The sequence below is a fragment of the Amycolatopsis sp. NPDC005232 genome, assembly GCF_040607795.1.
Taxonomy (GTDB): Bacteria; Actinomycetota; Actinomycetes; order Mycobacteriales; family Pseudonocardiaceae; genus Amycolatopsis.
On record NZ_JBEXHL010000015.1, the window covers coordinates 232893 to 254865 of the forward strand.

20 protein-coding genes are annotated in these 21973 nt (G+C 70.1%); 5 read left to right on the forward strand and 15 right to left on the reverse strand.

Annotated elements, in window-relative coordinates; translation table 11 throughout:
• Positions 1 to 155: 155 nt before the first annotated feature.
• From ABZU76_RS28010 to ABZU76_RS28030, 5 genes are all read right to left on the reverse strand, one after another.
• Entirely contained in the window at positions 156 to 929 is a 774-nt protein-coding gene (locus ABZU76_RS28010; protein ID WP_354874659.1) for an enoyl-CoA hydratase/isomerase family protein, read from the reverse strand.
• A complete protein-coding gene (locus ABZU76_RS28015) occupies positions 926 to 2431 on the reverse strand; it encodes an AMP-binding protein (RefSeq protein ID WP_354874661.1) in 1506 nt (501 codons plus the stop codon). Before ABZU76_RS28015 ends, ABZU76_RS28010 begins: the two co-directional genes overlap by 4 nt.
• Positions 2432 to 3598, reverse strand: a complete 1167-nt coding sequence (locus ABZU76_RS28020) for an acyl-CoA dehydrogenase family protein (RefSeq protein WP_354874663.1) — start codon at positions 3596 to 3598, stop codon at positions 2432 to 2434.
• Positions 3599 to 3605: 7 nt separating this feature from the next.
• The gene (locus tag ABZU76_RS28025) at positions 3606 to 4889 is read right to left on the reverse strand and encodes an MFS transporter (protein ID WP_354874665.1); all 1284 of its coding nucleotides are present in this window, start codon (positions 4887 to 4889) and stop codon (positions 3606 to 3608) included.
• Between the two features lie 164 nt (positions 4890 to 5053).
• On the reverse strand, positions 5054 to 6100 hold the full coding sequence (locus ABZU76_RS28030) for a PAS domain S-box protein (protein WP_354874667.1): 1047 nt from the start codon (positions 6098 to 6100) through the stop codon (positions 5054 to 5056).
• A 108-nt stretch (positions 6101 to 6208) separates the two neighbouring features.
• Here ABZU76_RS28030 and ABZU76_RS28035 point away from each other — a divergent pair, with 108 nt between their 5' ends.
• Entirely contained in the window at positions 6209 to 7234 is a 1026-nt protein-coding gene (locus ABZU76_RS28035) for an NADPH:quinone reductase (protein WP_354874669.1), read from the forward strand.
• Between the two features lie 268 nt (positions 7235 to 7502).
• Here ABZU76_RS28035 and ABZU76_RS28040 read toward each other — a convergent pair whose 3' ends face one another.
• Positions 7503 to 8402, reverse strand: a complete 900-nt coding sequence (locus tag ABZU76_RS28040) for an SDR family NAD(P)-dependent oxidoreductase (RefSeq protein WP_354874671.1) — start codon at positions 8400 to 8402, stop codon at positions 7503 to 7505.
• A gap of 78 nt (positions 8403 to 8480) precedes the next feature.
• On the opposite strand from ABZU76_RS28040, the gene ABZU76_RS28045 reads away from it, so the two are divergent.
• Together ABZU76_RS28045 and ABZU76_RS28050 are read left to right on the forward strand one after the other, a co-directional pair.
• Positions 8481 to 9065, forward strand: a complete 585-nt coding sequence (locus ABZU76_RS28045; RefSeq protein WP_354874673.1) for a TetR family transcriptional regulator — start codon at positions 8481 to 8483, stop codon at positions 9063 to 9065.
• Positions 9066 to 9221: 156 nt separating this feature from the next.
• Positions 9222 to 9653, forward strand: coding sequence for a DoxX family protein (locus tag ABZU76_RS28050; protein ID WP_354874675.1), 432 nt, complete (start codon positions 9222 to 9224; stop codon positions 9651 to 9653).
• 65 nt (positions 9654 to 9718) lie between these two features.
• Here ABZU76_RS28050 and groL read toward each other — a convergent pair whose 3' ends face one another.
• The 9 genes from groL to ABZU76_RS28095 form a co-directional block, all read right to left on the reverse strand.
• Positions 9719 to 11410 (reverse strand): chaperonin GroEL, encoded by a 1692-nt coding sequence (groL, locus tag ABZU76_RS28055; RefSeq protein ID WP_354874677.1) that lies wholly within the window; start codon positions 11408 to 11410, stop codon positions 9719 to 9721.
• Positions 11411 to 11442: 32 nt separating this feature from the next.
• Positions 11443 to 12468, reverse strand: coding sequence for an NAD(P)-dependent alcohol dehydrogenase (locus tag ABZU76_RS28060; RefSeq protein ID WP_354874679.1), 1026 nt, complete (start codon positions 12466 to 12468; stop codon positions 11443 to 11445).
• Entirely contained in the window at positions 12465 to 13211 is a 747-nt protein-coding gene (locus ABZU76_RS28065) for an iron-sulfur cluster assembly protein (RefSeq protein ID WP_354874681.1), read from the reverse strand. Before ABZU76_RS28065 ends, ABZU76_RS28060 begins: the two co-directional genes overlap by 4 nt.
• Positions 13211 to 14248, reverse strand: a complete 1038-nt coding sequence (locus tag ABZU76_RS28070) for an amidohydrolase family protein (protein WP_354874683.1) — start codon at positions 14246 to 14248, stop codon at positions 13211 to 13213. The genes ABZU76_RS28065 and ABZU76_RS28070 overlap by 1 nt, the downstream gene beginning before the upstream one ends.
• A 61-nt stretch (positions 14249 to 14309) precedes the next feature.
• On the reverse strand, positions 14310 to 14681 hold the full coding sequence (mimD, locus tag ABZU76_RS28075; protein WP_354874685.1) for a propane 2-monooxygenase effector subunit MimD: 372 nt from the start codon (positions 14679 to 14681) through the stop codon (positions 14310 to 14312).
• Positions 14678 to 15847, reverse strand: a complete 1170-nt coding sequence (locus tag ABZU76_RS28080) for a toluene hydroxylase (protein WP_354874687.1) — start codon at positions 15845 to 15847, stop codon at positions 14678 to 14680. Before ABZU76_RS28080 ends, mimD begins: the two co-directional genes overlap by 4 nt.
• Positions 15848 to 15907: 60 nt before the next feature.
• Complete coding sequence (locus tag ABZU76_RS28085) at positions 15908 to 16957, reverse strand: 2Fe-2S iron-sulfur cluster binding domain-containing protein (RefSeq protein ID WP_354874689.1); 1050 nt, start codon at positions 16955 to 16957, stop codon at positions 15908 to 15910.
• Between the two features lie 117 nt (positions 16958 to 17074).
• The gene (locus ABZU76_RS28090) at positions 17075 to 18727 is read right to left on the reverse strand and encodes a methane monooxygenase (protein ID WP_354874691.1); all 1653 of its coding nucleotides are present in this window, start codon (positions 18725 to 18727) and stop codon (positions 17075 to 17077) included.
• A 166-nt stretch (positions 18728 to 18893) separates the two neighbouring features.
• Complete coding sequence (locus tag ABZU76_RS28095; protein WP_354874693.1) at positions 18894 to 19133, reverse strand: hypothetical protein; 240 nt, start codon at positions 19131 to 19133, stop codon at positions 18894 to 18896.
• A gap of 160 nt (positions 19134 to 19293) precedes the next feature.
• Between ABZU76_RS28095 and ABZU76_RS28100 the strand changes: the two genes are divergently transcribed.
• Positions 19294 to 21129, forward strand: coding sequence for a helix-turn-helix domain-containing protein (locus tag ABZU76_RS28100; RefSeq protein WP_354874695.1), 1836 nt, complete (start codon positions 19294 to 19296; stop codon positions 21127 to 21129).
• Between the two features lie 40 nt (positions 21130 to 21169).
• Positions 21170 to 21973 carry a lipase gene (locus ABZU76_RS28105; RefSeq protein WP_354874697.1) on the forward strand — a complete coding sequence of 268 codons (804 nt, stop codon included), beginning with the start codon at positions 21170 to 21172 and terminating at the stop codon, positions 21971 to 21973.

Sequence of the window (21973 nt, forward strand, 5' to 3'; positions counted from 1 at the left end):
CAGTGGACGAACACCGTGGACGGACACCGATGGCGGGGTGGGCCCTCCCCCTCCGGAAGTCCTTCCCCGCCATCGGTGTTCTCAGCCGGTCGCCCTTCGGCTTTCTCCGGTGGCCGCGCCCGTCCGGTTCCGCGGCCACAGGTTCTGCGCGCGGCTCAGTCGCTCGCGCGCTCGGTGCCCTTCCAGCGGTCGGAACCCTTGCGCGCGAACGACCACAGCTGCGCGCTCTGCTCCAGCGGCACGGCCGCCTGCCAGCTCAACGCCGGCGGGCCGACCTCCGCCCGCAGGCTGCGGATCGCCGCCCGCGTGAGGGCCGGGTCGCCGCCACCCCGAGCCGCGAGTGCGAGAGCACGGGGCTCGACCTCCTCGTCGGGCCGCGCCTCGTAAGCGAGCCCGAGCTCCACGGCGCGGCGGCCGTTCACCGACTCGCCCAGCACGCCGAGCACCGTCGCGGCCTCCGGCGTGACGACCCGCGTCAGCAACGTGTAGTGCCCACCGCCGGGGTGCACGCCCAGGCGCGTGAAGCCGGATGCGAGCACCGCGTCTTCGGCGACGATGCGCACGTCGGCGGCCAGCGCGAGGTTCATCCCGGCGCCCACGGCCCCGCCGCGCACGGCGGCGACCGTCGGCACCTTCAGCGCGCCGAAGCGGAGGAATGCGTCGTAGATCCGTTGCGTGGCGCGGATTCCCTCGTCCGAAGCGGGTGCGGCCGAGATCGCCGCCAGCTCGTCGCGGTCGCCACCCGAGCAGAAGTACCCGCCGGCGCCCTGGATCACGGCCGAGCCGATGGTGAGGTCGGCGTCGATGCGCTCGCAAGCGTCGATCAGCGCGCCGGCCAGCTCGCCGTCGATGGCGTTGCGCTTGCGCGGCGCGTTGAGGGTGAGCACGGCGACGCCGTCGGTCACCTCGAACAGCACGGGTTCGGTCATGGGCGGGCTCCGCGGAGGTCGACGTCATCGGATTCGTGCGTGCGCAGCAGGGCCGAACGGACCTTCTGCGTCGCCGTCTTGGGCAGTGCGGGACGCACCGAGATGTAGCGCGGCCAGGCGAACTTCGGCAGCTTGCCGTCGAGAAACGCGGGCAGCCCGAGCGGGTCGAACTCGCCGTGCGGCACGACGACGGCGCGGACCTCCTGGCCCACGACCTCGTCGGGCACGCCGACCACGGCCACCTCGTCCACCGCCGGGTGCTCGGCGATCGCCGCCTCGACGTCGGCGGGCCGCACGTTCTCGCCGGCTCGGCGGATCATGTCGTCGGCCCGGCCGTGGAACACGAGGTAGCCCTCGTCGTCGACCGCGCCCATGTCCCCGGTGTGGAACCACAGGTTGCGGAACTTCTGCAGCGTCAGCTCGGCCTTGCCGTGGTAACCGTCGAAGAGCACGAAGGCCTCACGCGGGCGCACGCAGATCTGCCCCGGCTCGCCGGGTGCCACGGGCACGTCGTTCACGTCGAGGATCGCCAGGTCCATGTCGGGCCGGACGGTACCGCAGGTCCCGCGGCGGCGCTGCCCGGAACGGTTGGCCGTGACCCAGCCACCGGTCTCGGTCATGCCGTAGAGCTCGTGGACCTCGACGCCCACGTGGTCCTCGATCGTGGTCCACAGCCCGACCGGCGCGCCGCCACCGGTGCAGAAGCGCAGCTTGTGCGGCGGGATGTGCTCGGGCAGCTTGCGCACGAGCATCGCCAGCATCGTGCCGACGTAGGTGAATCCCGTGGCCTCGTACCGGATCGCCTGTTCCAGGAACTTCGCCGGCTCGAACTTCTCCAGCAGCGCCAGGGAACAGCCGGTGGCGATGGCGGTCATCACCGCGTACACCTGCGGGTTGGTGTGGAACAGCGGCAGCGCCACCATGATCCGGTCGTCGGCGCGGATCCCGATCGCGTCGGCCAGTTCCCGGCCGCCGGCGAGGAACGCGCCGTCGGACAGCACCGCGCCCTTGGGCTGGCCGGTGGTGCCGGAGGTGTAGAGCAGGCTGCTCTCGGCGTCGAGCTCCGCCTCGTGCATCGGGTGCGGCGCGAGGCCGGCCACGGCGTGCTCCAGCTCGTCGGCCGTGGTGAAGCCCAGCGTGTGCCCGGGGTCGAAGCCCGCGTCGGCGACCAGGCGCGCGATGCTCGGGGTGTCGCCGACGGCGAACTCGATGCCCGCGTCGGCCACCACCTGGCGGATGTGTGCGCCGGTCGCCTGGTTGTGCAGCGGCACGCACGTGGCGCCGAGCCAGCGCAGCGCGAACCACAGGTAGGGGAACGTCGGCGTGTTGCCGCAGGCGAGCAGCACGCGGTCGCCGGCCCGCACGCCGTTGCTCTGCAGCAGCGTCGCGGTGCGGGTGACCACGTCGAGCAGCCCGGCCCAGCTGATCACCTTGTCGTCCTGCAGCAGGAACGGAGCGTCGCCGCTGGTCTCGCACCGTTGCTTCAGTGTTGCCGCGAACATCTACCGATCCTCCACCCTGACGGCCTTGACCAGGCTCTTCGCGACGGTGTTCTTGAGCACCTCGGCCGATCCCCCGGCCACCTCGTACGCCTTCGCGTCACGCAGGTACCGGCCGAACGGCTGGGTCTCGCGCGTGCCGTGGGCGCCGCACACCTGCACCGCCGTGGAGGCGACCTTCGTGGCGAGCGCGGCCGCCAGCAGCTTGGCCGACGAGGACGAGCGCGCGATGTCGCGGCCCGCGTCGAGATCGCGCGCGGCCTCGTACGTGAGCAGCCGCGTCGCGTCGATCTGCGCGGCCAGCTCCGCGAAGTACCACTGGATCCCCTGGAAATCCAGGACCTTGGTGCCGAACGCGGAGCGCTTGTCCACGTACCGCAGCGCGCCCTCGAACGCCGCGCGCGCGATGCCGAGGCTGATGCCGGCGGCGAGCGTGCGCGAGTTGGCGAGGGTGACCATCACCTGTTTGAGGCCGCGGCCCTCGGTGCCGATCAGGTGGTCGGCGGGCACCTCGACGTCTTCCAGCACCAAATTGACGTGCGGGCCGTTGCGCAGCCCGAACGTCTCGGCCTCGTGGCCCTGGTAGCTGGACACGCCCGGGGTGTCCTTGGTGACCGCGAACGTCGAGACGCCGACGTCGGTCTCGGCGAGGACCACGAACAGCTCCGCTGCCGCGCCGGAGGTGATGAAGGCCTTCTCGCCGTTGAGCACCCAGCCCTTGTCCGTGCGGTGCGCCTTGGTGTCGAGCGTGCGGATGTCACTGCCGTGCCCGTCCTCGGTCAGCGCGAACGACGCGGGCAGCCCACCGGCGTAGCGCGGCAGGTAGCGCTCCTTGAGCGACTCCGCGCCGTAGAGCTCGATGCAGCGCTGGCTCTGGAAGATCGTGATGAGCGAGATACCCAGGATCGCGCTCGCGACCGAGAGCTCCTCCAGCACGGCGAGCAGGTCGGTCATCGGGCGGCCCTCGCCGCCGTAGCGCGGGTCCAGCGTCATCGAGTTCCAGCCGCGTTCGGCGGTGAGCCGTACGAGGTCGAGCGGATAGCGGTCGTCGCGGTCGAGGGCGTCCGCGACCGGGGCCACGTGCTCGCGCGTGAACTCGCGGGCCTCGAGCGCGAGGCGCTCGTCGACGTGGTCTCTCCAGAGGTGCTGCAAGTCGTTCCCCTTCCTCATTCCCGACTCATTCCACGGCTGTGATGGCCCGGCCCGAGCGGTCGGCCAGGAACAGCGCGGTGATCATCATCAAGGCCACGGCGAACAGGCCGGTCGAAATTCCGCCGCCGAGGCCGTAGCGGGCGGCGAGCAGGCCGACGATCCCGGGCCCGAAGCTCGCGATGCCGCGGCCCACCGAGTAGCAGAAGCTCGAGCCCGTGGCCCGGATCGGCGTGGCGAACAGCTCGCCGAACCACGTGCCGAACACCGCGAAGTAGCCCAGCCCGAACGAGATCACGAAGTACATCGCGATCACCGCCCCGGTCGCGGCGCCGGTGGCGATCAGCACGGCGAAGGCGATGAACGCGACCAGCTGCACCGAGGCGAAGGCGAGCAGCGCCTTGCGCCGGCCCCAGCGGTCGCCGAGCGCGCCGGCCGCGATGTAGGAGACCAGCGAGATGGCGGCGCTGATGTAGAGCACCGTCTGCGTCGGTCCGGCGCCCAGGTGCAGGCCGGTCTTGAGGAAGGTCGGCATCCAGGACGAGTAGACGTAGTACGAGTACTGCGCGCCGAACACCACGACTGTGCCGAGCACGACCATCTTCAGCGCGTTCTTCTTGAACAGCATGGCGAGCCCGGCGGTCGCGGACTCCCGTGCGACGACAGTGCCGGCCTGCCGGCCTTCGGCCTTGGCTCGCTGCAGCTCCAGCCACTGCTTCGACTCCGGGCAGGCGAGCCGGATCGCGACCGCGGCGAGCGCCGGCAGCGCGCCGATGGCGAACGCCCAGCGCCAGTTGGGCACGGCACCGGCGACGAAGATGCCGATCGCGTACGCGGGCCAGATCGCGGCCTGCACCATGCCGCCCGCGAGGCCACGACGCTTGGGCGACCACGCCTCGTTCAGCAGCGCGAAGCCGATGGCCCACTCGCCGCCGATCCCGATCCCGGCGATCATCCGGCACACCACGAACAGCCCGAAGCTCGGCGCGAGCGCGCCCAGGCCCGTGCCGATCGCGAACACCCAGATCGTCCACGTGAGCACGCGACGGCGGCCGAACCGGTCGGCCAGCGGGCCGAACAGGATGCCGCCGATCGCCGTGGCCGCGAGCTGCGCCGTGAAGACCGCGCCCACGGCGGCCGTGGAGACGCCGAACGTCTTCCCCACGTCGCCGGCCACCAGCGACAGGATCACGAGGTCGAAGTACTCCATCCCCCAGCCGCTGACCGCGGCCGCGATGATCAGACCGCGCTCTCTTCGGGTGTAGGCGGACCCGGCCACGCCGGCCGGGGCGTTGGTCGCCACTTCGGACATGGGCCACCTGCTTCTTTGCGGGAGGTGAATACTGGTTAGGCGGACGGTAACTCGTCGTTAGCCATAGTTCAAGGGGGTTCGCGGTCACGGTTGGGAAGCCCGACTCGGTCGCGAGCCGGGCTGGGGGCTGCTCGCTGCGTTCGAGATGTGCGCGAGTTCCCGGCTCAGAGGGAGAACTCGGCTCGCAGCGTGGTCGGGCCGCCGGGAGGCGAGGTGAGGGTGAAGTGGCCGTCGAGGGCATTGACGCGGTCGGCGAGGCCCGCCAGGCCGGACCCGGACGCGCCGGGGGCGGCGCCGCCGACGCCGTCGTCGCGGACTTCGACGGTGAGGTGGCGGGCGTGGGCCGTGATGGTCACCGTGGCCTGGGAGGCGTGCGAGTGCTTCACCGCGTTAGTGAGCGCTTCGGCGACGAAGAAGTACGAGCACGCCGCCACGCCCTCGGTGGGCTCGACCTCGACCGCACCGGTCACGACGACCGGCAGGGCGGCGCGCGCGGCGAGGACCTGGACCGCGGGGAGGAGGCCGCGCGAGGCCAGGATCGCCGGGTGGACGCCCGAGGCGAGCTCGCGCAGCTCGGTGAGGGCGGTGAGCGTGTGTTCGACGGCCTCGTCGAGCAGCTGCCGGGCGCGCGCCGGATCGGTGTCGAGCTCCGCGCGGGCGACCCGCAGTTCGAGCAGCAGGCTGACGAGCTGCTGCTGCGCGCCGTCGTGCAGGTCGCGGGCCAGCCGGCGCCGGGCCGCGGTGGTGCTCTCGAAGATGCGGCGACCGGAGGCGCGCGACCTGGCCGCGCGGATCTCGGCCGAGTCGCGCTCGCGCAGCGCCCGCTCGGCCGCGCGGCGTTCGGTCGTGTCGACGAACGCGAGCACCGCGCCCCGCCCGTCCGGCAGGTCCAGCGGCGCCGAGCGCCACGCGACCGGGAACTTCGAGCCGTCGCGCCGGAACAGCCAGTCCTCGTCGCGGTGCAGCGTCTCGCCGGTCACGCGCGGGCGCAGCATCGGGCACTCGGCCGCGGGGAACTCCGAGCCGTCGGGGTGGTGGTGGTGCACCGTCTGGTGGCTCGGCCGGCCCCGCAGTTCGGCCAGGTCGTCGTACCCGAGCACGGCGACCGCCGCCGGGTTGGCGAAGACGATCGCACCCGCGTGGTCGACGACCCACACCGGCTGGGGCACGGTGTCCAGGATCAGCTCGAGCAGAGCGCGAGGAGGCTCCACGGCACCCTCCGGTCGAGGTCAGCGAGCCGGACGCCCTTTACCGTACCCACGAAACCCCGCGGCGCGCCCACCCGGAATACGTGGGCGCGGCTGGGGCTTGCACGAGAGATGAAGGCTGTCACGTTCACCCGCCACGGCGGGCCGGAAGTGTTGTCGCTGTCGGAGCGGGAAGTCCCGGAGCCAGGCACCGGCGAGGTCCGCGTGCGGATCGTGGTGTCGGCGGTGAACCCCACGGACTGGAAGTCGCGCCGCGGCCCCGGTGAGCTCGCGGGCCCGGCCGTGCCCAACCAGGACGGCGCGGGCGTGGTCGACGCCGTCGGGCCGGGTGTCACGGAGTTCACGCCGGGCGATCGCGTGTGGGTGCTGCTGGCCGCGGCCCACTCCCCCTCGTCCGGAACCGCGCAGGAGTACACCGTGCTGCCCGCCGAACGGCTCGTGCGCCTGCCCGACGCGGTCGGCTTCGACGAGGGCGCCGGGTTCGCCATCCCCGCGCTCACGGCGCACCGCGCCCTGACCGTCGCCGAGGACGGGCCGACGCGGCTCGCCCCGGGCGCGCTCTCGGGCCACACCGTGCTGGTCACGGGCGGGGCGGGCGCCGTCGGCAACGCCACGATCCAGCTCGCCCGCTGGGCCGGCGCGACGGTGCTCACCACCGTGAGCACCGAGGCCAAGGCCGCGCTGGCCCGGGCAGCCGGCGCGCACCACGCGCTCCGCTACACCTCCGGCGACCTGGCGGCCGAGATCCGGGCGATCGCCCCCGACGGCGTGGACCTCGTGGTCGAGGTCGCCGCCGGCACGAACACCGGGCTGCACGCCGACGTCCTGCGCACCCGCGGCACCGTCGCGGCCTACGGCGACGACCGCGGCACCGGCACGATCACCCTCGAGTTCGGCCGCAACCTGTGGCTGAACTCGCGTTACCAGTTCCTGGTCCTCTACACCGTCGGCCTCGACAAGCTCCGCGCCGGCGCGGAGGACGTCACCGCGGCGCTGGCCGACGGCGCCCTGCGCCTGGGCGAGGAGCGCGGCCTGCCGGTGCACCGCTTCCCCCTGGAGCAGACGGCACAAGCCCACGAAGCCTCGGAGAACGGCGTGACGGGCAAGATCCTCATCGACGTGACGCCGGCGTCCTGACCCCTGCCGCGAAAACGCCGGTCACCGGGCTGCCCCGGTGACCGGCGTTTCCCGAGCCATCACGCCTAGGCGCACCCACCTTCGTGCTGCCCGCGTCGGCCTCGAAGACCGCCTGCGTGTAGTCCGGGGCGTCCGAGGTGTAGACCTTGCCCGTCACGGTCGCGGTGCGGTTGTACCAAACGATGTCGCCAATGGTGTAATCCTTCGTATTGCACGTCGGCGCATAGCAGGCGGTGAAGCCGGAGCCGCTTCCCGCGCCGACCACCTGTCAGGGCGCGGTCACGAACTCCGGGTCCATGCCCGTCAGTTCCGCGCTCAGGTCCCACAGCCGACGGCCGGCCGCGGAGTCGGCGAGCGGTCCCTTCGGAGTTTCGAGGCGCGGTTTTCCCCGCAGGCCGAAGAACCGCGGGCCCCACAGCTGTCCATTGCGGACAGACGGGGCGAGCGCCGCGTGCACGGACGGCCGGGCGCCCGCGTGTTTTCCTTGCAGTAGTACTCCGGCGGGCACCGCGCGGAGCAGCTGCCCGGTGGTGCGTGAGTGCACCGGCGGCCGTGAAGGAGTCAGCGCGTTCAGGGCGCCGCCGGGGTGGACTACAACGCTCAGGGCACCGCTGTCCGCCTCCTCCAGCCGGCGGGCGAGCTCGAACCCGAACAGCATCTGAGCGAGCTTGGCGCGCTCGTAGGCCTGCTTCGGCGCGAAGGCTCGGGTGCTCTGCAGGTCGTCGAGGTCGAGGTGAGCGGAGCGGGCCGTGAAGCTGCCTGTGGTCACCACACGGCCGGCCGGCAACCGGGGCCACAGCAGGGCCGTGAGGGCGAAGTGGCCGAGGTGGTTGGTGCCGAACGTCAACTCGTGGCCGGCCGGGGTCTCGCGCCGCTCGGGACCTTCGAGGAGCACCCCCGCGTTGAGGACGGCCACGTCGAGCCGCGGCACGTCCAGTGCGTCGACCGAGGCTTTCAGCGAGGCCAGGTCGGCGAGGTCGAGGTGCACGGAGGTGACCCTCGCGCCGGGCACTCGCGCCTGGATCGCCCCGATCGCGGAGGCGGCCTTCGCGGGGTCGCGGCTGCCGAGCACCACGGCGGCGCCGGCCGCGGCGAGCTGCTCGGCGACGAAGTAGCCGATGCCGGCGTTGCCGCCGGTCACCAGCGCGATCGTGGACTGTTTCGCCATGGTCCGCCCTCATTTCTGTAGTCACTATGATTCCAGAGTAACTACAATTCCAGAGTCACTTCAGCTATCGTGAGCCTCATGCCCGCCACCCCCGGCCGACGCGAACGCAAGAAGGCTCGCACCCGCCAGGCACTCGACGAAGCCGCCCTGCGCCTGTTCCTCGAGCACGGCTACGACCACGTCACCGTGGCGCAGATCGCCGAGGAGGCCGACGTCTCCGTCGCCACGCTGTTCGCCCACGTGCCCGACGGCAAGGAAGCCCTGATCTTCGACGACGGCACCGAGCGCCGCGAAGGTCTCGTCGCCGCCGTGCGTGAGCGGGAAGCCGGCGAACCCGTCCTCGCCGCCCTGCGCCGGTTCTTCGCGAACCGCGGGCCGTTCGCCGCCGAACTGCCGCCCGAGTACGAACGCAAGCGTGCCCTGATCGTCACCACGCCGACCCTGCGCGGGCACGCGCGAAAGCTCTGGATCGCGAGCGAAGACGCGCTGACCGAAGCGATCGCCGAGGCGAGCGAGGTGCCCGCGACCGACATGGCGACCAGGGCGCTGGCCCGCTACGTACTGGAGATCCCCGACCTCACCGGTACCGAGCCCGACCCCCTCGCCGCGATGCACGCCGTGTTCGATCTCCTCGAGTCCGGCTGGCCACCGCGGCACGCCTGAGCACCCCGAACGCGCGAGGCCACACTTTCGCAGGTACCGCGTCGGCCGTCACAGCCGGTATACCTGGTCCCACGCACCGATAGGTCTGGACCATTACGGCAGCCGACCGGGGTGTCGGCCCGGCCGCGCCCCGGCACCGTCCTTTGTGGAGGTACCATGCACCGGCTGGACGCGATCCGCGACCACGCGATCGGACTTTTCCGCATCGTCGTGGGGTTCCTCTTCGCCTGCCACGGCGTGAAAACCCTCTTCGGCCTCCTCGGCGCCCACGCCCCCGCGCAGGTCGGCGCGTGGCCCGGCTGGTGGGCGGCGCTCATCCAGCTCGTGGCGGGCGCGCTGGTGTTCCTCGGCATCGGCACCCGCGCGGCCGCGCTGATCGGCTCCGGGTCGATGGCCTTCGCCTACTTCACCGTCCACGCGCCGAACGACGTGCTGCCGATCCAGAACGGCGGCGAGCAGGCCGCGCTGTTCTGCTGGACCTTGCTGGTGCTCGCGTTCACCGGACCCGGCCGGTTCGCGCTCACCGGGGCACTTGCGGCTTTCCGTGCCACTCAACGGGAAAACCCCCGCGCACCCGTACGGGGGTGAGGTGCGCGGGGGTCGAGTCGCCCGGATCGCCAGCCCGGATCAACTGCGTGGTTGAAAAACGGGGATCAGCCGACCGACGGCCCCATCCCGAGCGACTGCGGAGTGCTCGCGTCGGGTGAGGGCTGGTGCAGGCCTTCGTCGAGCGGCCCGAACTCGGTCATCAGCGCCGCGCTGCCGCCCCACGGCGTTTGCTCCTCGGCGATCAGCGAGTTCGTCGTCAGCAGCAGGCCGGCGACCGAAGCGCCGTTCTGCAACGCCGAACGGCACACCCGCAACGGGTCGATGATGCCGAGCTCGACGAGGTCGCCGAAGCGCCCGACCAACGCGTCGAACCCTTCGTCGTCGCCGAGCTTCCGGGTCTGCTCCACGATCTCCTCGGCCGCGTACCCGGCGTTGCTGGCGATCAGCAGCGCCGGTGCGCTCAGCGCGCGGCGCACGATGTCGGCGCCGATGGCGTAGTCGCCTTCGAGGTCGAGACCGGTCAGCACCTTCTCCGCGTGCAGCAGGGTCGCGCCGCCGCCGGCGACCACGCCCTCCGCGATCGCGGCCCGGGTGGCCGAGAGCGCGTCCTCCACGCGGTGCTGCAGCTCCTTGAGCTCGGCCGGCGTCGCGGCGCCGACGCGGATCACCGCGACCTTGCCCGTCAGCGCGCCGATCCGCTCGGTCAGCACGTCGTCGTCGATGCCGAACTGCGCGCGCTCGCGCTCGGCCCGAAGCTGGTTCACGCGGAACTCGATCGCTTCGGCCGACCCCGAGCCCCCGACGATCTGGGTCGCGTTCTCCGTCACCCGCACCTGCTTCGCGCGGCCGAGGTGCTCGAGTTTCATCGTCTCCAGCGAGAACCCCGAGTGCTTCGACAGCACGGCCCCGCCGACCACGGCCGCCAGGTCCTCCAGCTTGTGCAGCCGGCGGTCGCCGAAGCCGGGCGCGCGGATCGCGACGGCCTGGAACGTGCGGTTCACGTGGTTGTGCACGAGCATCGACAGCGCCGTGCCCTCCACGTTCTCCGCGATCAGCACGAGCGGACGCGGGTTGCGCATCACCTTGTCCAGCACCGGCATCAGCTGTTGCACGTTGCTGATCTTCTCGCTGCACATGAGGATGTACGGGTCGTCGAGCACCGCTTCCAGGCGCCCGGGATCCGTGACGAGGTACGGCGAGAGGTAGCCGTTGTCGAACTCGAAGCCCTCCACGAACTCCACCGACATGCCGATGCGCGGCGACTCCTCGATCGTGACGACGCCGCTCTCCCCCACCGTGTGCAGCGCCTTGGCGATCACCGAGCCGACGGCCCCGTCGTCGTTGGCGGAGATCGCCGCGACCCGCGCGTAGTCCTCTTCGGACTTCACCGGGTGCGCCATCGTCTCCAGGTGCTCGACGAGCCGGCCCACCGCCGCGTCGATGCCGCGCTTGACGAGCACGGGGTTGCCGCCGTGGGCGATCGCCCGCATGCCCTCGCCCACGATCGCCTGCGCGATCACGGTCGCGGTCGTGGTGCCGTCGCCCACCACGTCGTTGGTCTTGATCGCCGCTTCTTTCACCAGCTGTGCGCCCATGTTCTCGAACTGGTTGCGCAGGTGGACTTCACGCGCGATCGTCACGCCGTCGTTGGTGACCACGGGCGAACCGGTGATCTTCTCGATGATCACGTTGCGCCCCTTGGGGCCCAGCGTCGACTTCACTGCCTCCGCGAGTTTGTCCACCCCCGCCACCAGCAGGTCGCGGGCTTCCGAGCCGAAGCGAAGTTCCTTGGCCATGCTGCTCCTCCTGTGTGATGGGACTGGATCGGCTAGGGGACGAGAATGGCGCGGCCCCGCACGCGGCCGGCATCGAGATCGGCCAGCGCGTCGAGTGCCGCGTCGAGCGGGTACTGCCTGGTGTGCAAGGTGACCTTGCCCGCCTGCGCGAGCACCATCAGCTCCACGAGGTCGTTGTAGGTGCCCACCAGATTGCCCACGATGTTGCGTTCCGTGGAGATGATGTCGATCGTCGGCACGTCGATGTTGCTGCCGTACCCGATCACGAAGTGCGAACCGGCGCGGCGCGTCATGGCGAACGCTTCCTGCTGCGCGCCCTGCTCGGCGACGAAGTCCAGCACCACCTCGGCACCATGGCCGCCGGTGAGGTCGAGGACCGCGTCGACGTGGGTGCCGTCGGCGACCACGGTGTGGTCGGCCCCGAGCTCCGCGGCGAGCTTGAGCGCCTCGACATTGCGGTCCACGACCACCACGGTCGTCGCGGTGAGCGCCCGCAGCGACTGGATGCCGATGTGCCCGAGCCCGCCCGCGCCGTTGACGACGCACACCGTGCCCGGCGGCAGCAGCGGCACCGCCTTGCGTACGGCGTGGTAGGCGGTGATGCCGGCGTCGGCCAGCGCCGCGACGTCCTCGGGGCGCGTGTCCGGGTCGAGCTTGATGCACGCCCGCGCCGAGGTGAGCAGGTACTCGGCCATCCCGCCGTCGGAGTCGATGCCGGGGAAGGCGTTGTTCTCGCAGTGCATGTCGTTGCCGGCGCGGCAGGCGTGGCACAGCCCGCACGTCGGCGTCGGGTGCAGGATCACGGTGTCGCCGACGGCCACGTTGGTCACGGCGGAGCCGACCTCGTGCACCCAGCCCGCGTTCTCGTGCCCGATCGTGTAAGGCAGCGCGACGCCGGATTTCGCGGCCCACTGCTCCTCGATGATGTGCAGGTCCGTGCGGCACACGCCGGCCCCGCCGATCTTCACCACCACGTCGAGTGGCCCGGAGACCTTCGGCTCCGGCACCTGCTCGATCACGGGCTGCTGGTGGTACGCGTGCAACCGCACCGCCTTCATGGCGTCTCCTCCGTATCGGGGTTGTCGGTCGCCTCCGGGTAACGGGCGCGCAGCATCCCGCGGCACACTCCCGAGTTGGCGTCCTGGCTCACGCGTGTGAGCCGCGCGAGGCCGAGGTGCCGGTGCAGTTCGTCCGCCGTCACGGCCTCGCCGGTGCCCGGGTCGAGTACGAGCGGGTCCGCGTCGCCGCCGGGCAGGCCCAGCTCACGGCGGCGTTCCCGCAGCCGCTCGCGGTCCGGCGTCGGCGGCGCGTCGGCGAGCGTCAGGTCCGCCAGGCGTTCCCGGGCCACGCCGCCGGACACCATCGACCGGCACACGCGGTCGGTGCCGGCGAGCACGGCCTTGCGCAGGAAGTCGGCGCGCAGGCTGTCGAGCTCGTCGGCCGCCTCGTCGCCGAAGGAACCGACGAAACCGGCCCGTGCCGCCACCCCCTTGTTGATCACGTCGGCGGCGAAGTGGTCCTTCAGGCGCACCACGGCCCGGCTGACCCCCGGCACCGCCGAGACGGCGTCGAAGGAGTCGGCCACCATCAGGAACGCGAAGTTCGGCGCGCAGAAATACGTCGGCAGGCACAGCTCGACGACCGCCTCCCCACCCGGGTCCACTGTGGAGCTGGCCACGAAACCCAGGTCGGTCAACGGCCGGTCGAGCTCGGGATCGCGCACGGTCCCCAGCGCCGACCAGACCGCCGCGGTGATCGCGGCGGTCTGGTCGGTGCGCGCGCCGGCGGAACCGGGCGCCATCACGGCGACGGAACCCCTACTGCCTCGACGGTCTCGGGTGCCTTGAGGCCGAGCCCCTCGGGCACTTCGAGGCCGTACAGGCGGGCTGCGTTGAGGCCGAGGATCTTCTTCTTGGTCTCGACCGTGAGCTTCCCGTAGTCGGAGAACTCCTCGCCGTCGGGCATCTGCCAGTCGACGAAGCCTTCCACCTGCCACTTCGGCTCCCAGATGGCATAGTCGGCGCCGAAGAGCATCTTGTCCTCACCGACCCAGAACAGCAGCTCTCCCATCACCTTCGCGAAGAACCGCGGCCGCGCGTGCATGAGCCCGCCGATGACCACCGACAGGCCGGCGTAGACGTTGGGCTCCTGCGTGGCCATGAAGCAGAAGTCCTCGATCCGCGGCAGCCCCACGTGCTCGACGATGAAGTTGAGCTCCGGGAAGTTCGTGGCGGCGTAGTCCACGTCCTTCACGTCGAACGCGTCCTTGTCCAGGGGCCAGATCGTCGGTCCCTTGTGGACGTGGATGTTCTTCACGCCGAGCTCCTGGCACTTCTCCAGGTAGCGCGAGGCCTCCGGGTCCCTCAGGCTCCAGCCGCGCGAGTCGCCGTGCCACTCGGCAGTGTAGAGCTTCGCACCCTTGCAGCCCCAGCGCTTCACGCGCTCTTCCAGGGCTTTCAGCCCCGGATCGCCGTCACGCGGGTCCCAGTTCGTGTTGACCACGAACCGGCCCGGGTACTTCTCCGCCAGCGCCCCGTTGGCCTCAGTGGTGTTGAACCCTTCGCGGTACCACTGCCGCAGGCTCGTGGGCTGGAAGATGGCGACGTCGACGTGGCCGGCGTCGAACAGGTCGTACATCATCGTTTCTTCGTCGTACTTCTGGAACTTCTCGATCGGCCAGTGGGTGTCGGCCGGGCCGAGGCTCTGGTACGCGTGGAAGCACTCGATCCAGCCCTTCGCGTACTGCTCCTGACCCGGCACCCAGTTGGCGGGGCTGGCATCCCAGAAGTGGGTGTGCCCGTCGACTACGAAGTACTTTTCGCCGTCCTTTTCGTACACGGTGCTCCTCCCGGACTGAATCGAGTGCGTCTCCTGAGTTGTACTGTTGCGATCGGTGCCGTTACTTGCGCGCCACGAGGTCGAAGTCGAGGTACTCGGCCGCGTCCTCGGGGTTGGCGAACATGATGGTGCGGTCGTCGAGGTGGACCATGCGCCCGTAGTGGGTGGACATGTTCTCCTCGAACTCCGCCGAGTTGAACCAGCCCTCCTCCTCGCCCGCCGCTTCGTCGATCTCGGAGTAGTCGACGTCCATACGGCCGTCTGCATCCACGCGGATCATCGAGGGCAGCGGCGTGATGGTCACGTTTTTCTTGCCACCCATGACCTCGGCCACGATCACGCCGACCTGGTTGTTCATCAGGGTGAACCCGCACCGGTTCGACGCGGTGTTGTTGGACTTGTACGGGCTCTCCGCCGTTTTGAAGACAGTCACTGGCTCAGCTCCTTCGGTGCCTGCAGACCCAGGTCGGACAGGATGCCGCCGAAGCGGCTCTTGGCGCGGTCGAGACCGTCTTCGAACCGCATGGGCTTCGCGTCGGGCTGCGACCACAGCGGCTGCATCGTGCGTGCGGCCGAAAGGCACTTCGGCACCCACGCCGCGAGCCACTGGTCCATCTGCGCGCGGTTGTGGTCGGCGAACTCGCTGTCGTTGACCAGCAACTCGAACATCGCCTTCGTGTAGCGCAGGTCGCGTTCGGAGTAGTCGAACTCCTCGGCACCGATCAGCGTCGGGGTCACGAAGTCGCCGTTGGCCGGCGCCGCCTGCTGCACGAGCCGGCTGCGGAAGAGCTCGCCCACGAGCGGTTCGAACACGATGTTCGCGGCGAAGATCGCCTCGCACCAGTCCCAGATCTCCGTGAGCGCCTCCGCCGTCTCACGCACGCCCTGCCAGGCCGGGTCCTCGTTCCACGTCGCGAGGTGCGCGGTGCCGTCGAAGCCCTCGATCTCCTCCGACAGCGTGAGGTTGTACAGCGCGAGGTCCTGCGCCGCACGGATGCGGTGCATGCTGTTCACGGAGATCGCGTTGTTGTGCATGTTGGTGGGAGCGCGGCGGTTGGCGTTGGCGAACAGGTACAGACCGAGGCCGTGGTCCACGTGCATCCACGCGCCGACGTGCTGCGACACGAAGCTGACCCAGTTGGGGTTCCACTGCTCGAACGCCTTCGACTGCCGCGCCGCGTCGACGTTCTGGTTGAGCTGGCGCACCACGTTGGCGTTGTAGCGGTAGAGGGTGAGCTCCCACTCCTCGTTGGGGTCGCGGAACTCGTGCCAGCCGTGGGCCGGCCACGGGTAGCCCTGGCCGCCGGAACCTGGGCTGCGCACGGGCACGGGGCGGTCGGAGCCCCAGGCCTTGAGCGCGGTCCACTCGAGCGGGTAACCGCCCTTGCCGTCGGCGAAGCCGTACAACCAGCCCTGGCTCAAGTAGTGCCGCGGGTCCGGTTGCACCTCGACGGTGACGTCTTCGTAGTGGCTCTGCTTGCGCTTCTTCGGGGTGAAGTAGTTGAAGTGCCGCTCCGCCGAATCCGGGAACTCCCGGGCGCCCGCCTCGGCATCGGTGAAGACGGGCTTGGGAACGCTTCGTTCAGCCGTCGTTGTCATGGGTTTCATTCCTTCGCGTCGGGCACTCGCCTCGTCGTTGCGTCGGTTTCCCAGCCGGACTCACGTCTCGTCCGCATCGCCGGTGGTGGTGAACTTGTCGTAGAAGATCCGCTTCTCCGGCACGCCGAGCGCCGGCAGCAGCTCCAGGGCCGCCTCCACCATGGGCGGCGGCCCGCACACGTAGACGTCGGTGCGGCCCAGGTTTGTCTCGAGCCGCCGCACCACATCGGTGATCAGGCCGGTCTCGCCACCCCAGTCCTCGCCGTCTTCGGGCTCGGAAAGGGCCGGCACGAACCGGAAACCCGGGATCTTGTCCTCGAGGGCCTTCAGCTCGTCCTCGAAGCACAGGTCCCTCTTGCCGCGGGCACCGTAGTAGTAGGTCGCCTTCCGCTCGATGCCGCGCTCGGCCATGGACCGCAGCAGCGAGAGGATGGGCGCCATGCCGGCGCCGCCACCGAGGAACACCAGATCCCGCTCGGGCGCGTCCCGCAGGGTGAAGACCCCGAACGGGCCCGACACGTCGAGCCGGTCCCCGACCGACACCGCGGTGTCCAGGAAGTGCGAGAACAACCCGTCCGGGTAGATCCTGATCACGAACTCCAGCAGGCCGGAGTCCCGGCCTGGGGTGTTCGCCATCGAGAACGACCGGGTGGCCTCGTGTCCGGGGACCGCGAAGTCGAGATACTGGCCGGGGAAATACTTGAACGACTCGGCGTCCACGAGCCGGACCACGAGCCGCCGGAGGTCGTGCGTGATCTCCTCGAGCGACACCACCTCCGCCACCGCCTCCTGGATCGGCAATCCGGAGTGGATCATCTCCTCGTCGTAGTTGAGCAGTTCGATCGTCAGGTCCTCGTACGCGTGCGCCCGGCACAGCAGCGTGAAGCCCTCCTCCTTTTCGAAATCGGGCAACGCGAACGTGGAGTACCGATCGTGGTCGACGTCGTCGCCGTCGAGGATGAACGACTTGCAGGAGGCGCATTGCCCCTCCTTGCAACCGTGCATGAGCATGACGCCCTGCTCGGCAGCCGCCCGCAGGATGTTCTGGTCCTCGTCGACCTCGATCTCGATGCCGACCGGTTCGAAGCGCACGTGGTGCTTGTTTCCCATCGCTTCCCTGCCTGAACGCCGGAGCTTCGCACGCATCCCGGGTCGCCACCGTCGGCGACCGGGGGCCGCCGTCCAGGCGGCACCCGATCGCCGGCGGAGGCCGGTCGTGGCGTCCGATCAGGACGTTGCCCTCGCGGGCCGTCCCGCCGGACCCTGTCGGTTGTAGTCGTCCTGGAACGCGGCCCGCTGCTCGGCGTTCATCTCGTTGAGCAGCACGTTCGGGCTCTGCAGCGGCGGGCACCGGCGCAGGTGGTCCAGTGTCCACATCTTCTTCGGGTCCAGGTCGAGGTGCGGCTGGGCGACCAGGGTCTTGCCGTCGTCCCGGACGTAACCCATGTCGGACACCACATCGGCCCAGTTCCAGCCGTGGTAGAGCGTCTCCCACTCGCGGGACCCGATGAGCTGGCCCATGTTCGGGGTCTCGCGACCCTGGTACGTGGGCCGGAATGCCTCGACGTCGGTCCACCGGCAGGCTTCGTGGCAGTACGTCCGCCACTGCCCGTCGACCTCCGCCATGACCATGTCCTCACGCACGAGGCACGGCACCATGCAGACCCAGCACCGGTGCGGGTAGACGTAGTCGACGTCTTCCAGCGCGATCGGGTTGTGCCCGTTCGGCACGGACAGGCGGCTGTAGTTCTCCCACCACTTGCCGTACTTGTCGTACCAGCCCGGGTACTTGTACTCGAACCACTCGAAGTCCTCGTCCGTCATCGGGTCGATGCGCCAGTAGTTGGCGAGCCACCCGGTGGCGAAGAACTGCGCGACTTCGTGCACGTAGCCCTTGTCCCAGATCTGCTTCCACGCTTCTTCGATCAAGTCGTGCGGAATGACCAGACCGTACTTCTCGAGCGGGACGAGATAGCTGCGGTAGTAGTCGTCGTAGATCCACCGGCGCCACATCTCCGCGTAGCTTTCCCGGTCCTTGCGACGGTCCTTCGTGCCGTACTCGATGAAGGTGCCGATGGCCGCGTCGACCACCCGGTGGTTGTTCCACCACGCGTAACGCAGGTCGCGTTCGAGCAGCTGGTGGTTGCTTTCGTCGGAAAGTGCCATCAAGAGCGTGGCGTAACCGTTGCTGATGTGGCGGGACTCGTCGGACTGCACCGAGTGGAACACCGTCGGCAGCAGGTAGTCGCCATTGGCCGCGGCCTCGGCGGGCATGGCGACGAACAGCGTGTTGGTGAACGCCGTCTCGGCCACGATCGTGAGGTAGATGCTCGCCGCGGTGATGGCGTCACCGGTGATGAAGCCCTCGGCGAACTGCCGGCCGATCGTGCCGCAGTAGTCGTTCTGGAAGTTGCGCAGGCTCGAGTTGAAGCCCGCCGGGTCGATGTAGTTGTTCATGTACAGGCGCTTGAGGTTCTGCTGGATCGTCGAGTGGCGAACCTCGTCGATCATCTGGATCGCCTGGCCGTTGTGCAGTTCCGGGTTCGGCACCGTACGGAACAGCAGCGGCATGGCCCGCGCCGCGGAGATCTCCGGCAACGGGATAATGGACAGGAACAGCTTCTGCCACTCCAGCCACCGTTCCTGGACCTGCCGGAACATGTTGCCTCGGATGGCGCCGTCCTCGGCCCCGTATACGCGGTGGTCCTTTTCCTCCTGCATCGGGAAGTAGGAGCGGAGCACCTGCTTGAGCGGGTCCTTCTTCTTGGCCTTCTGGAACGTGTAATCGGTTCCGTAGTGCGACACCGGCTGGTGGTACACCGGTTCCCACGACAGCTCCTGGATCTTCTGGTGGGCTTTCGCCACGCTCTGGCGGCTCATGGTTTCTCCTTACCCGTCGCGCCACGACGGCTGCTGGCTCGCCCGACCCGCACCGCGGTACCCGGTTCACCCGGCCGGACCGGGGGCGAGAAGTCCTGCGAAGACGATTAGGGGGGCGGCCCGCCGAACCGCGAGTCTCAATACGAGACAAGCCGCGGAGATTTTTTCAGCCGTCCTCCATCATCGCCGCCCGCAGCTCGGCCAGCTGCGACTCCTTCTCGTGCTGCACCCGCACATCACCTTCGGCCGTGGGCGTGATCCCCAGTGCACGCAGGAGTTCCGCGGCCGGCTCACCGGGCGGGCCACCGGAGCCGAGCGTCGGGTGCAGTCCGATGTCCACGAGGTGGCGGAACACCAGGTCGACAACCGTCCAGGGGTTGTACGTCTCCTCGGCTTGTTCATCCATTCGGGTCCTCCTACGCAGCTCGTCCGGACTCCCCATGAGAACCCCGCGCGCGCGAGGAGCGCGTCTCAAGGTGAGACCCGCGCTGGACACGTGTCCTAAGCTGAGCACGACCCGGTACTGCGACACAAAGACGTGGGCAGCGACAGGAGGTCGAGCCGTGGTGAAGAGTCCACCCGCCCGCCAGGTCGCACCGAACCCGGCCGCGATCCTGCCCGACGAAGACGGTCTGGCCAGGACCCGGATTCGCTTTCTGACGTCGGAAACCATTGAGCCGGACCAAGTCCGCGAGGCGATCCTCGCTTCGTGGTGGCGGTCGCGGCACTTCCGCGTGCCCGCCGATCGCATCGACCTGCCCTACCTCGGCGAGGTCAACCTCGACACTCCCTTGATCCACAGCGCGAAACTCGTCATGCAACGGCTCGGCGACCAGCTGGACGGGCAGCCGATCAGCATGATCCTCGCCGACCCGACCGGCACGGTGCTGAGCCAGCGCACCGGCGACACCGACCTGCACCGCCACCTCGAACGGGTGGAGCTGGTCCCCGGCTTCAGCTACGGCGAGAAGTTCGTGGGCACCAACGGCATCGGCACCGCGCTGGAGGACGACCAGCCGACGCACGTGTTCGGCCACGAGCACTACGCCGAGCACCTGGAGAACCTCGCGTGCGCGGGCGTGCCGATCCACCACCCGATCTCCGGGAAGATGATCGGCGCCGTCGACCTCACGTGCTGGCGCAAGGACGCGGGCGGGCTGCTGATCGCGCTCGCGCGCAGCACGGCCGAGCAGATCCAGCAGGCGCTGCTGACGCACAGCAACCTGCGCGAGCTGATCCTCTTCCAGTCCTACCTGCAGGCGTGCCGGCGCACGACCGGCATCGTGATGGCGTTCAACGACGACATCGTGATGATGAACGACAGCGCGCGCCAGCTGCTCAACTCCGCCGACCAGTCGATCCTGCTCGGGCACGCCGCGCAGGCGCTGTCGGAGTACCGGCGCAACACCGCGACCGTGACGCTCTCGGGCGGGGGCAAGGTCAAGATGCACTGCCGGCGCGTGCCGGGCCAGCACGAGGACGACGTCGTGGGCGGCGTGCTCTCGGTGAAGCTGATCGTCTCGGAGGCCGAGTCGAGCGGCGTACCCGTGCCGATGCTGCCGATGTTCCTGCCGGGCCTGGTCGGTTCGGCTCCGTCCTGGCTGCGCTGCACGCACGACGTCGACGCCGGCTACAGCCGCGGCGAGTGGCTCGTGCTCGCCGGCGAGCCGGGCACCGGGAAGCTGAGCCTGGCGAAGGGCGTGCACCAGCGGCGCAACCCGACCGGCCGGCTGCACACGCTCGACGCGCGCGACGCGGCGGAGGACGACTGGCTCTGCGACCTTCGGCGCGACCTGATCGACGATCCGGTCGACACGCTCGTGGTGCAGCACCTGGAGTCGCTGAGCGGCGAGAACCTGAAGGCGTTCTCGGCAGTGCTCGAAGAAGTGCGTACCGCATACGGCGCCAACGCGCCGTGGCTCGCGGTCACCCTCGCCCCGGAGGCCGAGACGACGCCGGATCTGGCCGAGTCGCTGGCGTTCTTCCCGCGCACGGTGACCGTGCCGCCGCTGCGCCGCCACATCGACGACCTGACCGAGCTCGTGCCGTTCTTCCTCGCGAAGCTCTCGCGCGGCAGCCGGCTCTCGTGCTCGCCGACGGCGCTGCACCTGCTGATGCGCGCCGACTGGCCGAGCAACACCGCGCAGCTCTACCAGGTGCTCAAGAAGGTCGCGCAGCACCGGCGGCTCGGCGCGATCCAGCCGAGCGACCTGCCGGCCGAGTACCAGGCCATCGCGAAACGGCCGCTGAAAGGCCTCGAGTCGATCGAGCGCGACGCGATCGTGCGCAGCCTCGAGGAGGCCCACGGCAACAAACCGCGCGCGGCACAGCTGCTCGGCATCTCGCGCGCGACGATCTACCGCAAGATCCACGAGTACGGCATCGTCACGCCCGACCACTGAGTTCACGGAGGTCCCGCACGCCGGGGATCATCATGGAGCCATGCGGTGGCCGGGTGTGCGAGGGCTGAGCCCGCGGCGACGGCTGCTGGTCGCCGGGGTGGCGCTCGCGGTCGTGGCGGCCGGCGTGGTCACCGCGGTGTCCGTCGGCGGGCGTTCCGGCGTACCCCGTGCCGGAAGCCCAGCGCAGGACACGCCGGGGCCGGTGCTGCTGGTGCCCGGCTACGGCGGTGGCCGGGACTCGCTCGAACAGCTGGCCGACCGCATCCACCGGGCCACGGGCCGGGACACCGAGGTGCTCACCCTCGCCGGCGACGGGACCGGCGACCTTCTGCAGCAGGTGGACGTGCTGACGGAAGCCGTCGAGCGCGCGTATGCCGGCGGAGCCCCGTCGGTGGACGTGATCGGCTACTCGGCGGGCGGGGTCGTCGCGCGGCTGTGGGTCGCGCGCGAGGGCGGCGAGCACCAGGCGCGGCGCGTGATCACGCTCGGCGCGCCGATGCACGGCACCACACTCGCCACCGCCGGCGGAGTGCTGGCGCCCAGCGCGTGTCCCACGGCCTGCCGCCAGCTCACGCCCGGCAGCGCGCTGCTGCGGCAGCTGCCGCCCATCCCGCCGGGCCTGCCGTGGCTTTCGGTGTGGACGCGGCTGGACCAGACCGTGACGCCCCCGGAGTCGGCGCGCCTCGACGGCGCGGTGAACGTGGCGCTACAGCAGGTGTGTCCCGCCGACACCGCCGCGCACGGCGACCTGCCGACGGACCCGGCCGTGACCGGTCTCGTGCTGAACGCGATCGGCACCGCGCCGCTGAGCACGCCGGCCTCGTGCGCGGACCTCAGCGAGTGA

Bases quoted from the DNA above. Each gene is read 5' to 3' on its own strand.
- ABZU76_RS28065 (WP_354874681.1), bottom strand. From the start codon at position 13,211: ATGGCGCCCGGTTCCGCCGGCGCGCGCACCGACCAGACCGCCGCGATC.
- ABZU76_RS28085 (WP_354874689.1), bottom strand. From the start codon at position 16,957: ATGGGAAACAAGCACCACGTGCGCTTCGAACCGGTCGGCATCGAGATC.
- groL (WP_354874677.1), bottom strand. From the start codon at position 11,410: ATGGCCAAGGAACTTCGCTTCGGCTCGGAAGCCCGCGACCTGCTGGTG.
- ABZU76_RS28020 (WP_354874663.1), bottom strand. From the start codon at position 3,598: ATGAGGAAGGGGAACGACTTGCAGCACCTCTGGAGAGACCACGTCGAC.
- ABZU76_RS28105 (WP_354874697.1), top strand. From the start codon at position 21,170: ATGCGGTGGCCGGGTGTGCGAGGGCTGAGCCCGCGGCGACGGCTGCTG.
- ABZU76_RS28015 (WP_354874661.1), bottom strand. From the start codon at position 2,431: ATGTTCGCGGCAACACTGAAGCAACGGTGCGAGACCAGCGGCGACGCT.
- ABZU76_RS28040 (WP_354874671.1), bottom strand. From the start codon at position 8,402: ATGGCGAAACAGTCCACGATCGCGCTGGTGACCGGCGGCAACGCCGGC.
- ABZU76_RS28095 (WP_354874693.1), bottom strand. From the start codon at position 19,133: ATGGATGAACAAGCCGAGGAGACGTACAACCCCTGGACGGTTGTCGAC.
- ABZU76_RS28010 (WP_354874659.1), bottom strand. From the start codon at position 929: ATGACCGAACCCGTGCTGTTCGAGGTGACCGACGGCGTCGCCGTGCTC.
- ABZU76_RS28080 (WP_354874687.1), bottom strand. From the start codon at position 15,847: ATGACAACGACGGCTGAACGAAGCGTTCCCAAGCCCGTCTTCACCGAT.
- ABZU76_RS28050 (WP_354874675.1), top strand. From the start codon at position 9,222: ATGCACCGGCTGGACGCGATCCGCGACCACGCGATCGGACTTTTCCGC.
- ABZU76_RS28045 (WP_354874673.1), top strand. From the start codon at position 8,481: ATGCCCGCCACCCCCGGCCGACGCGAACGCAAGAAGGCTCGCACCCGC.
- ABZU76_RS28025 (WP_354874665.1), bottom strand. From the start codon at position 4,889: ATGTCCGAAGTGGCGACCAACGCCCCGGCCGGCGTGGCCGGGTCCGCC.
- ABZU76_RS28090 (WP_354874691.1), bottom strand. From the start codon at position 18,727: ATGAGCCGCCAGAGCGTGGCGAAAGCCCACCAGAAGATCCAGGAGCTG.
- ABZU76_RS28035 (WP_354874669.1), top strand. From the start codon at position 6,209: ATGAAGGCTGTCACGTTCACCCGCCACGGCGGGCCGGAAGTGTTGTCG.
- ABZU76_RS28060 (WP_354874679.1), bottom strand. From the start codon at position 12,468: ATGAAGGCGGTGCGGTTGCACGCGTACCACCAGCAGCCCGTGATCGAG.